The organism is Halomonas sp. S3-1-1, assembly GCF_023757625.1.
Lineage (GTDB): Bacteria > Pseudomonadota > Gammaproteobacteria > Pseudomonadales > Halomonadaceae > Vreelandella.
The window spans coordinates 1-12,285 of the sequence record NZ_JALGBZ010000001.1; the positions used below are offsets into that span (position 1 = coordinate 1).

Below are 12,285 nucleotides of genomic sequence, written 5' to 3' on the forward strand. Positions count from 1 at the left end.
AGCGAGACCAGCTGGTTGATAGGCACGGTGTGGACGCACCGCAAGGTGTTGAGCTAACGTGTACTAATGGCCCGTGAGGCTTGACCCTATAACACCCAAGGGGTTCGGCCCGCAGTGACAACGACGCCCGAGAGGGCCCGGATACGCCAGAGACGATCACAAGACCGTCAGCATGATAGACATTGCCAGTTACGCCTGACGACCATGGCTTGCGTGAACCACCCGATCCCTTGCCGAACTCGGAAGTGAAACCGCAACGCGCCGATGGTAGTGTGGGGTCTCCCCATGCGAGAGTAGGTTATCGTCAGGCACCCATTCGAAAAAGCCCCGAGCACATTGTGTTCGGGGCTTTTTTTTTTATGCATGGAAAAAAGCAAGGAAAAGGCCCGGCAGGCAGGGTGCCTGCCGCCCCACCCAAGCGACGCGGTGCGCCGCATCGCTGGCTGACGCCTGCTCCTACAAGACAATCGCGCCCCGATCCACTGCAGGAGCCCGATTCATCGGGCGATGGCGGCATCAGCCGCCCGGGTGGGATTGGCTGCCACCGTGCCTGCTGTCCACCCAAGCGACGCGGTGCGCCGCATCGCTGGCTGACGCCTGCTCCTGCGGAGACGGGGCACAGCATGTACGCTTAGAGTCCTGACGTTAATTTACCTCCACTACCACTCGATGGGTTCTCCGGCCCAATCCCAAAAGCTGCCGGTATCTTCGGGTGTGCGCTGATCGATGACCTTTAAAAGGCTTTCGGCAACGAAGGTGGGCGTAAAGAGCTTATCCTGGGGAACACGCGCCTGAAACGGCTCGGAAAGCGACGTATCGGTCGTACCCGGATGCAGGCATAGAACGATGGCCTGCTTGTTGAGTCGGCCCAGTTCGATGGAGGCGGTTTTCATCAGCATGTTGTGCGCGGCCTTGCTGGCACGATAGCTGTACCAGCCGCCGAAGCCGTTATCGCCAATCGAGCCGACTCGCGCCGAAAGGCTGGCCACGATGGTAGGGTGTGAACCCTTGAGTGAGTCGTTGAGTACCAACAATAATCGTAGCGGAGTCGCGGCGTTTACGTGCATGACGTGAGCGAAAGCATCGACATCGAACTGCTCCAACCGCTTTTCCGGCTGAACGCCGTGCTCGTCATCGTGCAGTATGCCAACCGTATTGAAGAGAAGATGAAGCGGACGCCCTTCTGTCTCGGCGGCCAGCGCATCGAGTCCGGATTGCGTCGTGATATCCGCGGCAAGTGAGGTAACGCGCGCATCGTCTAAAGCGATATCGCGACGGCTAACGGCAATGACCCTGCCGATATGGGTCGAATCGAGAAGCGCTTTGATCATGGCATGACCAATCCCACCATTGGCGCCGGTGACGACCGCGGTAAACTTTTCGGGTAGATGGTCGAGCATTCGACACTTCCTTGTAGAACATGAGTATTCTTATTGAAGCGTCTTGTACAGGATTTGTCTATTTATGGGCGCGTAGAAGAGGATGGCTTGCAAACAGAAGCGTAGAAGAAGCGTCAGGCAGAGGTATTGAGGCGGCTCGACTGTGCCTGATTGCGTCCGTTGGGCTGATAAAGCGTTTTCTCGGCAATTTGCTGAATATAGTTCAACATATCCTGGTTGTGTTTCATGCGCACCGAGAGCATTTGCCCCGTCAGCGCGTTCATGCGGCCAGCGCGCTCGCTTTTATCCAAAAAGCGCTCCCAGTTTTCCTGACAGCCGGCATCCGACGCGGCCTTGAAGGCACCGTTGGCATCATCATCGTAGCCCAAACGATTCTGAGTAGTGCGCCGTAAGGTTTCCATTCGCTCCAACGCGCCCAACACCGTTTGCTTGGTCTCGGCGAGCGTGGCGAGAGCCTCACCGTCGATATCCCCTTGTGTCAGCAACTGCTGCTCTTTGGCGAGTAGCTCAAGGAGTTCGTCCAAACGCTGATGCTGGTCGAAAAGCAAACGGGAAAGACTCATAAGCGATTACTCTTTGAGCTGAGCGATCAGGCCATCGGCGATACGGTCGGCGCGAATTTCGAGACGCCCTTCGCGAATAGCGTCGCGAATTTCATCCACTCGAGCCATATCGATGTCCTGGGAGTCGTCCATGTGCATCTGGCTCAAGCGCGTGGACTCGCGAGTGGTACTGCCTTCTGGCGATGACTGTGTGCCGCCGACTTTTTGCGTATCGTCACGCTGTTGCGTCTGATTAGTGCGCAGCAGCGGATTCAGGTTATCAATTTTCACGTTGTGTGACCCTCATCGTCAACGTTGAAGCGCTCTAAACGCCATGGTTTTATGCCGTTATAAAGAGTATCGGCGCTCTTTGAGAGGACTTTAGACGTTGACTCAAAAATCTACGGTGACAGTGCCATCGCCGGTAATACGGGCGGTCACGAGTTCACGCGTATCAAAGCGCACGCGTATCCGTGCATTCAAGGCGCCGCCTTCGAGCGCCTCGCCTTCACGTGAAATACGAAACCCCGAGCCTTGAGCTATGACCGTTACGCGCTCGCCGCGTTCCACCATTTCCGGTGCCTTGAGAGCGTGCGCCTGAAAGGCGTCGCCGCTGCGGATAGGGCGCTGAGTTACCATGCCAATAATAGCATTTTCGTCGGTCAATGCGTTGCCTGCAAGATCTCCGAGGCTGCCCTGGCGCTGTGTCACCATGGCGGGCGTAATTATCGTATTGCGCGCGATATCCTGAGAGGCCACCGTGTAGCTTCCCATGACGTCTACCTGAGCCTGCATGTAGCGCACCTGTCGGCGCGCTTCGCCGCAGCGTACGCCTACCGATACGCGCCCTAAAGGCGCTTGGCTTGCATTGGGCAGAAAGGGCTCTGGCGCAACGCAGGTCGCCAAATGAGGCGAGGGCGGGGCAACCTCGATCACCACTTCCTGACCAAGCGATTGCGCCTGCTGATAGAGAAAGTTCTGCACCGTTTCGACCAGCGTTTGGTCCTCCGCTCTGGCTGATACTCCCCAAGCCATGGAAAGAACGACAGTCAAGCAAAGCGCTAGCGCACGAACCCAATTGGGGCGCACCTGAAACAGCGAATAGGGCATGTAAGTTATCGCTTGAGCAAAAGAGTGGTTGGAACTTTAAACATTAACCAGTGAGCAAAAGCTTAATGCAATAGCTCATAGTGAATAATGCGAAATGATGGGTTAAAAGGCACTTGTTCCATGCTTTAGGCTGATGTGGCCTTCCCTATTATGCATCCTCAGAAATGCCCGGATTATCTTTGCCTCGCCAATGGGGGATGCATGTTCGATCAGCTGGAGTCTGCCTTCAACTTTCATCAGCGCGCGCTTGGCCTTCGTCAAGCGCGCCACGATGTGCTGGCGGCCAACATCGCCAACGCCGACACGCCCAACTTCAAGGCGCGTGATATCGACTTCGCCAGCGAGCTTAAAAAGGCCGTTAGCGCTGGAGCACCCGCCCAACAAGGCGGCGGGGTATCGCTTGCACGTACCTCCGAGCGCCATATCGAATCGCAGGGGCGCGCTTGGCAGAGTACCAGTACGGACCTTCTTTACCGGGTGCCCGACCAGCCGAGCCTCGATGGCAATACCGTCGATATGGACCGGGAGCGTTCACAGTTCACCGACAACGCCCTTCGCTATCAGGCGGGGCTGACGATCATGAACCGCCGCATTCAGGGCCTCAAAAACGCGATGCAGCCGGAATAATCCGGCGCAAGGAGAGATAACCCACGATGTCGATGTTCTCAGCCTTTGATATCGCAAGCTCAGCGCTTAGCGCCCAGGCCCAGCGGATGAACGTAACCGCCAGCAACATGGCCAACGCCGACAGTATCGCCGGCCCGGACGGTGAAACCTACCGCGCCAAGCAGGTGATGTTCGAAACCCAAGCCCAAAACAACCGTTATGGTGTGGGCGGTGTACGCGTCACCGAGGTCGTCGAAGACGAGTCGCCGCTGCGCCTTGAGTACATGCCCGGTCATCCGGCGGCGGATGAGGAGGGCTATGTGGCCAAGCCCAACGTCGAGCCGGTTCACGAAATGGTCAACATGATCTCCGCTTCGCGCTCGTATCAGGCCAATGTCGAGGTCTTCAATACGACCAAACAGATGATGATTCAGACACTCTCGCTCGGTGAGGGCTAAACATGAATATCGATTCAAGCGTGATCAATAGCATCAATGGCGCTAACGGCAGCGGCAGGCCCAATCTCTCCGCCAGCCAGTCCCAGGAAATGCGCGATAGCTTCATGACGCTGTTGATTACTCAGCTGCAAAATCAGGACCCGATGAATCCAATGGATAACTCGGAGATGACGTCCCAGCTGGCTCAGATCAATACCGTCAGCGGGATAGAGCAGCTCAACGATACGTTGAACGGCATTACCCAGCAGATGGATGCCGGGCGCGCACTTCAGGCGGCAGGGCTGATCGACAAAGCGGTGCTGGTGCCTGGCAATAACGTCATGGTCAGCTCCGATACGGAAAACGGCAGCTACGCCACACCGTTTGGGATCGAGCTCGATAAACCCGCCGAGCAGGTGGTGGCCACCGTCACCGGCCAGTCTGGCGAGGTCGTTTACACCCGCGAGCTGGGTCCGGTGAAGGCAGGCGTCGAGTCCTTTAGTTGGGGTGGGCTGACCAACGAGGGCGTGGCGGTACCGGCGGGCGCCTACAAGGTGAATTTCAGAGCGACCGATGCCGAAGGCGAGCTTCTCGAGTCGCGTGCGCTGAACTATGCGCTGGTGCAAGGCGTATCGCCCGGTAATGGCGGCAGTGACGTTCGCCTGGATCTTGGCGCTATTTATGGCCAGGTAGGACTCGACCAGATCAAACAGATTCTTTGATCGTTCGCTCAATACTTATATTAGCAGGAGAGCATCATGAGCTTTTCTCAAGCACTTAGCGGTTTGAACGCGCAGCGCGAAAAGCTGGGCGCTATTGGTAACAATATCGCCAACTCGCAAACCGTAGGGTTCAAGAGTTCCAGCGTACAATTTGCCGATGTCTACGCGCAATCGCGTATTGGACTTGGGGTACGTACGGCGGGAGTCTTACAGGATTTTAGCCAAGGTAGTGTCGAATCTTCTTCACGCAACATGGACTTGGCGATTTCCGGCGAAGGGTTTTTTCGCTTCCAACAGCCCAGTGGTGATGTTGGCTACTCGCGCAACGGACAGCTTACCATGACGCCTACAGGCGAACTGGTAAATGCTCAAGGCGCGCAGATCATGGGCTACCCCGCAGACGCCTTGGGCAATGTCCTTGCCGGCGGCAACGTGGCGCCTCTGAGCGTGGACCCGGGTGATTTGGAAGCGAGTGCCACCAGCGAGCTTGGCTTGACACTGAACTTGAATAGTGGCCAGCCAGTTATCGGTGGCGCCGGACCGACTGAGCAAGAGCTAATTGACGGTATTGGTGCTGATAGCTACACCTTCTCCTCCAACCCAACGGTTTTCGACTCGCAGGGCAACGCACGTAATTTGACACTTTACTTCACTAAGACCGATGCCAATGAATGGAGGGTGGATGGCCGCTTATCCGGTGGCCCCGGCGGTGCTCAAACCTATGGATTGCCCAACCTGACAACACTTACATTCAATGAGAACGGTACGCTTGTCGGTGGTGGCGACGCGGGTTTGACTATCAATAATGGAGAGTTCGACGGCAACAATTTGGCGAACCTGGACATTGACCTCGCCTTTGCCGGTACTACCCAGTTTGCTAATACGTCGACAGTGAATGACATTACTCAAAATGGCTACACCTCGGGTTCTCTAGTGGGCATTAGCATCCAGCAGGACGGTACTGTGATGCGCAATTACTCCAATGAACAGTCGCGTGCGGCAGGCCAGATTTCGCTGGTAAGTTTCCGTAATCCGGAAGGCTTGCAGCCGATAGGTGACAACCTTTGGAGTGCGACATCCTCATCAGGCCAAGAGCTCGTTGGCGCACCTGGCACGGGCCTTCGTGGTTTGATTCAACCCGGTGCCACTGAAAACTCTAACGTCGATTTGGCTCAGGAGCTGGTCGATATGATCGTTGCCCAGCGCGCCTACCAGGCGAACTCGCAGACCATCAGTACCCAGGATGAGCTCCTGCAGACCATTATCAACTTGTAATAGTGGGGCCGACTAGAGAGGAGTAGCGCGTGGATAGAATGCTGTATACCGCCATGAGCGGTGCCAAGAACGCGATGGATCAGCAGTCGGTAGTGAGCAACAACCTCTCCAACGTGTCGACGGCGGGGTTTCGCGCTCAGCTGCAGGCGGCGCGCTCGGTGCCCGTACTGGGCGCGGGCGCGCTCGAAACGCGCGTCTCGGCGGTGACCACCACGCCGGGCAGCGACTTTTCTCAAGGGCCTATCGAGCAGACCGGTCGCGGGCTGGACGTGGCCATGCAGGACGGTGCCTGGCTTGCGGTGCTGGCCGACGACGGTACCGAGGCCTACACCCGGCGCGGTGATCTTCAGGTGGATAGCGACGGTGTGCTGCTCAACATGGGTCGCCCGGTGGTGGGCGACGGCGGGCCGATCGCGCTGCCCCAGGGCGCGCAGATCTCCATCGGCGCTGACGGCACCATTAGTGCCATTCCCCAAGGGGAAGGGCCAAATGCGCTGGTCGATGTAGGACGCATCAAGCTGGTGACGCCGGACGAGCCGACGCTAACCCGCGGTGACGACGGCCTATTTCGTGCTCCGCTCAATGAAGAGGGTGTGCCCGGCGTGCTGCCTGGCGACGAGACCGCACGCTTGGTGAGCGGCGCGCTCGAGGGCAGTAACGTCAGCGCGGTGGACGCCATGGTGACGATGATCGATGTACAGCGTCGCTACGACATGCAGATGCGCGTGCTCAGCAATGCCGACGAGAACGCCCAGCGCGCCAACAGCATGCTTTCACTTCAGGGCTGACCCCAACCGCCCGATTAAAGGACAAACCTCATGATCAAATCGTTGTGGACGGCAAAGACGGGGCTCGAGTCGCAGCAGACCAAGCTCGACGTGATCTCCAACAACCTGGCCAACGTGAGCACCAACGGCTTCAAGCGTTCGCGCCCGGTATTCGAGGATTTGCTGTACCAAAACATGCGCCAGCCCGGCGCTCAGAACAATATTCAGGATCGACTGCCCTCGGGTATGCAGGTGGGTACCGGCGTGCGCGCCGTGGCCACCGAGCGCTTGCATACTCAGGGCGGGCTGGAGCGCACCGATAACTCGCGCGACTTGGCCATCAGCGGCGACGGCTTTTTTCAGGTGCTGCTACCCGACGGTACGATCGGGTATACCCGCGATGGCGGCTTTCAGCTCAACGAAAACGGCCAGATGGTGACCGCCAACGGCTATCCGCTGGAACCGGCGATCTTCGTGCCACCCAATGCCCTGTCGATCGGTATCGGCGAAGACGGCACGGTGAGCGTACGTCAGCCCGGGGTCGCCCAGGATGCGGATATCGGCCAGATTACCGTAGCTTCCTTCATCAACCCGACGGGGCTCGAGAGCATCGGTGGCAACCTTTATTTGGAAACCGGGGCGTCCGGCGCGCCGAACCAGGATATTCCCGGCAACAACGGCGCCGGCCGGCTCTTCCAAGGCTACGTGGAGACCTCCAACGTCAACGTAGTGGAGGAGATGGTCAATATGATCCAGACCCAGCGCGCCTACGAAATCAACAGCCGTGCGGTCTCCACCAGCGACGAAATGCTGGCGCGGTTGAGCCAGCTGTAATCGCAGGAGTTCGGTCTTGAACACAGGGCGTTCGATGCACAAACAAACCGCGCTTTTTCGCCGTTTTGCGCAGCTAGCCGTGGCGCTGTTGATTCTTCTAATCGCCGGGTGCGCGCAGATTCCGCGTGCGTCGGTGGTCGGCGAGCAGGAGCAGATCAACATCATCGACCGGCCGCCGGCGGTGGCCAACGGCTCGATCTATCAATCGCGCCGCGGCTACCACCCGCTGTTCGAGGACCGCCGCCCGCGGGCGATTGGCGACATTTTGACCATCGTGCTCAACGAGCAGGTCAGCGCGAGCCAGAACTCGCAGTCGAGTGCCAACCGCAGCGGCTCTGGCTCGCTCGATATCGCCCAGATTCCCGAGATCATCGACTTTCTGGAAGATTACGGCTTCGATGTTGCTGGCGACAACGTCTTTGCCGGCAGCGGCACCACCCAGGCCAACAACACCATGACCGGCACGATCACCGTCTCGGTATTGGAAGTGCTCAACAACGGCTATCTTCGCGTGCGCGGTGAAAAGCAGATCGCGATCAACCAAGGGACTGAATTCATTCGCTTCTCCGGCGTGGTCAATCCGCAAACGGTGACGGCGGCCAATACCGTTCCCTCCAATCAGGTCGCCGATGCGCGCATCGAGTACGTAGGCGATGGCTACATCAACGAAGCGCAGCACATGGGCTGGCTGCAGCGCTTTTTCCTCAACGTGTCGCCGTTCTAGGCGCTCGAGAAGAGAGTGATGATGACTTCATTGAACCTCAAGAGCCGGATTCAGACCGTTGTGCTGGTCGCGTTTTGCTTGCTGGCAGGCAGCGCCCAAGCTGAAAGCGTGCGCGATCTGGCCAACTTTGCCGGCGTGCGCGACAACCAGCTCGTAGGTTACGGCCTGGTGGTCGGCCTCGACAGCACTGGTGACCAAACGACCCAGGCACCGTTCACGAGCCAGAGCCTGACCAATATGCTCTCGCAGCTTGGCGTCAGCGTACCGCCGGGCACCAATTTGCAGCTGCGTAACGTTGCCGCCGTCATGGTGACGGCGGATCTGCCGCCGTTTGCCCGGCCGGGGCAGCGTCTCGATATCGTCGTCTCCTCGATTGCCAACGCTCGGAGCCTGCGCGGCGGTACGCTGCTGATGACCCCGCTCAAGGGCGCCGACGGCGACACCTACGCCATCGCCCAAGGCAATATGCTGGTCGGGGGCGCCGGCGCCCAGGCTGGCGGTAGCAGCGTGCAGATCAACCAGCAGGCCGCTGGGCGTATTCCGGGCGGAGCACTGGTAGAGCGTGAGGTCGCGCTCAATTTGGGCGGCAACGGTGGTTTGCTCGAGCTTCAGCTGAATCAGGCGGATTTTGGCACCGCTCAGCGGATGGTGAGCGCGATCAACAGCGAATTCGGGCAATCGGTCGCCTACGCGCGTAATGGCGGTGTCATCGCTCTCGACGGGCCGATGGATGCGAACCAGCGGGTCAGCTTCATGGCGCGGGTCGAAAACGTCCAGCTCACTCCGATGGAGGCCCCGGCGCGCGTGGTGCTCAATTCGCGTACCGGCTCCGTGGTCATGAACAGCGCCGTCACGCTACGCCAGGCCGCGGTCGCCCACGGCAACCTGTCGATCGTCATCGATAGCCAGTTCGGCGTCAGCCAGCCGGCGCCGTTGGGCCAGGGCGAAACCGTGGTGGTGCCCGATGCCGATATCGACATCAATCAGCGCGAGGCTTTCCTGCAGATCGTCGAAGGCGCTCAGCTCAACGAGGTGGTCAACGCCTTGAACGCACTGGGCGCCACGCCCCAGGATTTGATGTCGATTCTCGAAGCGCTGAAAGCGTCCGGGTCGCTGCGCGCTGAGCTCGAGGTGATTTGATGAGCATGACCAGCATGTCCAACCAGCTCGCCTTTGACATGAGCGGCTTTCAGCGCTTGCAGCACAACGCCCGCGTTGATCCGGAGGCCGGCGCTCAGGGCGCTGCCCAGCAGTTCGAGGCGCTGTTCGTGCAGATGATGATGAAGAGCATGCGCGACGCGACCCCCTCTAGCGGATTATTGAACAGCAGCGCCGGCGACACCTACCAGCAGATGCTGGATCAGCAGTGGTCCCAGGTGATCGCCGAGAAGGGCGTAGGGCTTGCCGACGTGCTGGTCGAGCAGCTCACGCGCCAGGGGGCGATCAAGGGTAGCGCGCAAAACGACGATGAGATTCAGGCGCTGATTGCCGGCATTCCCCGCGGCACGCCGCGAGTACTCGACGACCCGTTACAGCCCCCGGGGCCCGGTAGTCAGGAGAGCGGGCGTTTCCTTAGAGAGCTCGAAGCGATCCGCCAGGGCCGAGCCGCATCGGAGCAGAATAGCGTTGAACACACGCAGACGCCGGCTGCCCTCGCCGCCGCGCCCCTCATCAATCCCAACGCACCGGATCACGTGAAGCGGTTTATGGCCACGCTTGCTGGCCCTGCCCAGGCAGCCAGCCAAGCAAGTGGCGTGCCCGCCGAGCTGATTTTGGCCCAAGCGGCGCTGGAGACCGGCTGGGGACGACACGAAATCGCCACCCACGAAGGTCGGAATAGCCATAACCTTTTTGGCATTAAAGCGGGCAGCCATTGGCAGGGCGACACTACTGACATCACGACTCATGAGTATCTGAACGGTCAGCGTACCCAAATGGTGGATACTTTTAGGGTCTATGACTCCTTCGAACACGCCTTCACCGACTACGCCAACCTGATCGGTCAGAACCCGCGCTACGCCGGGGTAGTCGAGGCGCAAAACGCCGAGCAGGCCGCGCGCGCGTTGCAAAGCGGCGGCTACGCGACCGACCCGCGCTATGCTGAGAAGCTCGTCGCCATCATGAAGACCATGGGGCCGCTACCGGCCGGCCAGGAGTTTTTGGCTGATGCGCGCTAACGCCGTTAAAGCTTTTTAACGAGCCGCCGATAATAAAAGCATCGGCTTGAGGACTGAACCATGAGCATGTTTTCAACGGGCCTTAGTGGCCTGAACGCGGCGCAAAACGCGCTGAGCGCGACCAGCAACAACATCAGCAACCTGTTTACGCCCGGCTATAACCGCGAACTGCCCAAACTAAGTGAAGCGGGCGTAGGCGGCGGCGTGCGCGTGGATGCTATCGAGCGTCAGTTTAATACCTACGTGGCTAACCAGCTCAACAACGCCAAAACACAGTCGAGCGCGCTGGAAACCTACAACAACCAGATCACCCAGATCGACAATTTGTTGGCGGATCGTGAGGCAGGGCTTTCGCCGCTCATCCAGGACTTCTTTTCCTCGCTGGACGCGCTGGCAAGCTCACCCTCGGACCCGGCGGCTCGTCAGGGTGTGCTCGGCGCGGCGGACACGCTAAGCGCACAGCTTCGCTCTTTCGACGGCTATCTGCAGGACATGCAGAACAACGTCAATAGCCAGATTCGTGACGAAGTCACTCAGATCAATAACACCCTCGGACAAATCGCCGATTTCAACCGTGAAATCTCCCTGGCCCGTGCGCGTACCGGCGAGGCGCCCAATGGTCTGCTCAATCAGCGCGACCAATTGGTCTCCGAACTCAATGAGCGCATGGACCTGCGCCTAAACGTTCAGGACGGCAAGACGTATAACGTCAGCCTGCCCAACGGCCAGCCGCTGGTCACCGGTACATCGAGTTTCAAACTGGAAGCTGTGCAAGCCGACAATGATCCTCAGCGCACCGTGGTGGGATATCGCGATGGAGGTAACAATCTCATCAAGCTCGACGAGTCCACCATTAAGGGCGGCTCACTGGGCGGGTTGATGAGCTTCCGCGCCGAAACGCTGGATAAGACCCAGAACCAGATCGGCCAGTTGGCAGTGTCGTTATCGGTCGCTTTCAACGAACAGCACAAGCAAGGCATCGATCTTAATGGCGAAGACGGTCAGGACTTTTTCAACATCGGCCAACCGCAGGCGTACAGCTATCCCAACAACGGCGCCGAGGTGACGTCCATCGCCTTTGATGTTGAGGCTATTGATGAGCTTCGTGCAACGGATTATACCGTCAGATTTGGCGACAGCGGCGAGCCTAGCGTTACCCGTAAGGACAATGGCCAAGCGGTCGATGTGAGTGAAGGTTGGGATAGCGCCACGAACACGCTCGCCTTCGGCGGCGTACGAATGGAGTTTAGTGCCCAGCCCGCTAACGGCGACCGTTTCGACGTTCAGCCGGTTCGCCGCGCCGGGGCCGGTATGGAAACCGCCTTCAATGATCTGGATAAAATTGCGGCGGGTGAAGAAGCCGCGACCGGCGACAACCGCAACGCGCGCAAACTGCAGGACCTGCAGGGAGAAAATATCGTGGGTGGGCGCGCCTCCCTGAGCGGCGCCTACGGGGCGCTGGTGTCGGATGTTGGTAACCGCACCAATATTACTCAGGTGAATCTTGAAGCTCGTCAAGGGCTTACAGAACAGCTTCGCGCCGTGCAGCAATCCGAATCTGGCGTCAATCTGGACGAAGAAGCGGCCAACCTGATTCGCTATCAGCAGTATTATGCGGCCAACGCGCGCGTGATCGACACGGCGGGCAGCCTGCTGGACACTATCTTGAATCTGCGTAGTTAAGGGAGGCA

The 12,285-nt window shown here is 58.9% G+C and carries 14 protein-coding genes and 2 rRNA genes; 12 read left to right on the forward strand and 4 right to left on the reverse strand.

What is annotated here, in order from left to right:
• Both MQW23_RS00005 and rrf read left to right on the forward strand, forming a co-directional pair.
• A 23S ribosomal RNA gene (locus MQW23_RS00005) occupies positions 1-88 on the forward strand; the annotation flags it as partial.
• Positions 89-194: 106 nt separating this feature from the next.
• Positions 195-310 (forward strand): 5S ribosomal RNA (gene rrf, locus MQW23_RS00010).
• Between the two features lie 349 nt (positions 311-659).
• Here rrf and MQW23_RS00015 read toward each other — a convergent pair.
• The 4 genes from MQW23_RS00015 to flgA all read right to left on the reverse strand — a co-directional run bounded on the left by MQW23_RS00015 (position 660) and on the right by flgA (position 3,052).
• Positions 660-1,400: an SDR family NAD(P)-dependent oxidoreductase gene (locus tag MQW23_RS00015; protein ID WP_252105769.1), complete on the reverse strand. Its 741-nt coding sequence runs from the start codon at positions 1,398-1,400 to the stop codon at positions 660-662.
• A gap of 113 nt (positions 1,401-1,513) precedes the next feature.
• A complete protein-coding gene (locus MQW23_RS00020; protein ID WP_252105770.1) occupies positions 1,514-1,963 on the reverse strand; it encodes a flagella synthesis protein FlgN in 450 nt (149 codons plus the stop codon).
• 6 nt (positions 1,964-1,969) lie between these two features.
• Complete coding sequence (gene flgM / locus MQW23_RS00025; protein WP_252105771.1) at positions 1,970-2,233, reverse strand: flagellar biosynthesis anti-sigma factor FlgM; 264 nt, start codon at positions 2,231-2,233, stop codon at positions 1,970-1,972.
• Positions 2,234-2,335: 102 nt separating this feature from the next.
• On the reverse strand, positions 2,336-3,052 hold the full coding sequence (flgA, locus tag MQW23_RS00030) for a flagellar basal body P-ring formation chaperone FlgA (RefSeq protein WP_252105772.1): 717 nt from the start codon (positions 3,050-3,052) through the stop codon (positions 2,336-2,338).
• Between the two features lie 201 nt (positions 3,053-3,253).
• Here flgA and flgB point away from each other — a divergent pair, with 201 nt between their 5' ends.
• From flgB to flgK, 10 genes are read left to right on the forward strand one after another with little or no spacing between them, the layout of a single operon-like run.
• Positions 3,254-3,679, forward strand: a complete 426-nt coding sequence (flgB, locus tag MQW23_RS00035) for a flagellar basal body rod protein FlgB (RefSeq protein WP_252105773.1) — start codon at positions 3,254-3,256, stop codon at positions 3,677-3,679.
• Positions 3,680-3,705: 26 nt separating this feature from the next.
• Positions 3,706-4,116 (forward strand): flagellar basal body rod protein FlgC, encoded by a 411-nt coding sequence (flgC, locus tag MQW23_RS00040; protein ID WP_252105774.1) that lies wholly within the window; start codon positions 3,706-3,708, stop codon positions 4,114-4,116.
• A 2-nt stretch (positions 4,117-4,118) separates the two neighbouring features.
• The gene (locus MQW23_RS00045) at positions 4,119-4,817 is read left to right on the forward strand and encodes a flagellar hook assembly protein FlgD (protein ID WP_252105775.1); all 699 of its coding nucleotides are present in this window, start codon (positions 4,119-4,121) and stop codon (positions 4,815-4,817) included.
• Between the two features lie 36 nt (positions 4,818-4,853).
• The gene (gene flgE / locus MQW23_RS00050) at positions 4,854-6,092 is read left to right on the forward strand and encodes a flagellar hook protein FlgE (RefSeq protein WP_252105776.1); all 1,239 of its coding nucleotides are present in this window, start codon (positions 4,854-4,856) and stop codon (positions 6,090-6,092) included.
• A 29-nt stretch (positions 6,093-6,121) separates the two neighbouring features.
• Complete coding sequence (locus MQW23_RS00055) at positions 6,122-6,880, forward strand: flagellar basal body rod protein FlgF (protein ID WP_252105777.1); 759 nt, start codon at positions 6,122-6,124, stop codon at positions 6,878-6,880.
• 30 nt (positions 6,881-6,910) lie between these two features.
• A complete protein-coding gene (gene flgG, locus MQW23_RS00060; protein ID WP_252105778.1) occupies positions 6,911-7,693 on the forward strand; it encodes a flagellar basal-body rod protein FlgG in 783 nt (260 codons plus the stop codon).
• Between the two features lie 34 nt (positions 7,694-7,727).
• Positions 7,728-8,417 carry a flagellar basal body L-ring protein FlgH gene (locus tag MQW23_RS00065; RefSeq protein WP_252105779.1) on the forward strand — a complete coding sequence of 230 codons (690 nt, stop codon included), beginning with the start codon at positions 7,728-7,730 and terminating at the stop codon, positions 8,415-8,417.
• Between the two features lie 21 nt (positions 8,418-8,438).
• The gene (locus MQW23_RS00070) at positions 8,439-9,557 is read left to right on the forward strand and encodes a flagellar basal body P-ring protein FlgI (RefSeq protein ID WP_252105780.1); all 1,119 of its coding nucleotides are present in this window, start codon (positions 8,439-8,441) and stop codon (positions 9,555-9,557) included.
• Complete coding sequence (gene flgJ / locus MQW23_RS00075; RefSeq protein ID WP_252105781.1) at positions 9,557-10,594, forward strand: flagellar assembly peptidoglycan hydrolase FlgJ; 1,038 nt, start codon at positions 9,557-9,559, stop codon at positions 10,592-10,594. Before MQW23_RS00070 ends, flgJ begins: the two co-directional genes overlap by 1 nt.
• 60 nt (positions 10,595-10,654) lie before the next feature.
• A complete protein-coding gene (flgK, locus tag MQW23_RS00080) occupies positions 10,655-12,277 on the forward strand; it encodes a flagellar hook-associated protein FlgK (RefSeq protein ID WP_252105782.1) in 1,623 nt (540 codons plus the stop codon).
• The last annotated feature ends 8 nt before the right edge of the window (positions 12,278-12,285 follow it).

Excerpts from the sequence above, each read along its gene's own strand:
- flgK (WP_252105782.1), top strand. The coding sequence starts at position 10,655 with ATGAGCATGTTTTCAACGGGCCTTAGTGGCCTGAACGCGGCGCAAAAC.
- MQW23_RS00015 (WP_252105769.1), bottom strand. The coding sequence starts at position 1,400 with ATGCTCGACCATCTACCCGAAAAGTTTACCGCGGTCGTCACCGGCGCC.
- flgJ (WP_252105781.1), top strand. The coding sequence starts at position 9,557 with ATGAGCATGACCAGCATGTCCAACCAGCTCGCCTTTGACATGAGCGGC.
- flgA (WP_252105772.1), bottom strand. The coding sequence starts at position 3,052 with ATGCCCTATTCGCTGTTTCAGGTGCGCCCCAATTGGGTTCGTGCGCTA.
- MQW23_RS00070 (WP_252105780.1), top strand. The coding sequence starts at position 8,439 with ATGACTTCATTGAACCTCAAGAGCCGGATTCAGACCGTTGTGCTGGTC.
- flgG (WP_252105778.1), top strand. The coding sequence starts at position 6,911 with ATGATCAAATCGTTGTGGACGGCAAAGACGGGGCTCGAGTCGCAGCAG.
- MQW23_RS00020 (WP_252105770.1), bottom strand. The coding sequence starts at position 1,963 with ATGAGTCTTTCCCGTTTGCTTTTCGACCAGCATCAGCGTTTGGACGAA.
- MQW23_RS00065 (WP_252105779.1), top strand. The coding sequence starts at position 7,728 with ATGCACAAACAAACCGCGCTTTTTCGCCGTTTTGCGCAGCTAGCCGTG.
- flgB (WP_252105773.1), top strand. The coding sequence starts at position 3,254 with ATGTTCGATCAGCTGGAGTCTGCCTTCAACTTTCATCAGCGCGCGCTT.
- flgE (WP_252105776.1), top strand. The coding sequence starts at position 4,854 with ATGAGCTTTTCTCAAGCACTTAGCGGTTTGAACGCGCAGCGCGAAAAG.
- MQW23_RS00045 (WP_252105775.1), top strand. The coding sequence starts at position 4,119 with ATGAATATCGATTCAAGCGTGATCAATAGCATCAATGGCGCTAACGGC.
- flgC (WP_252105774.1), top strand. The coding sequence starts at position 3,706 with ATGTCGATGTTCTCAGCCTTTGATATCGCAAGCTCAGCGCTTAGCGCC.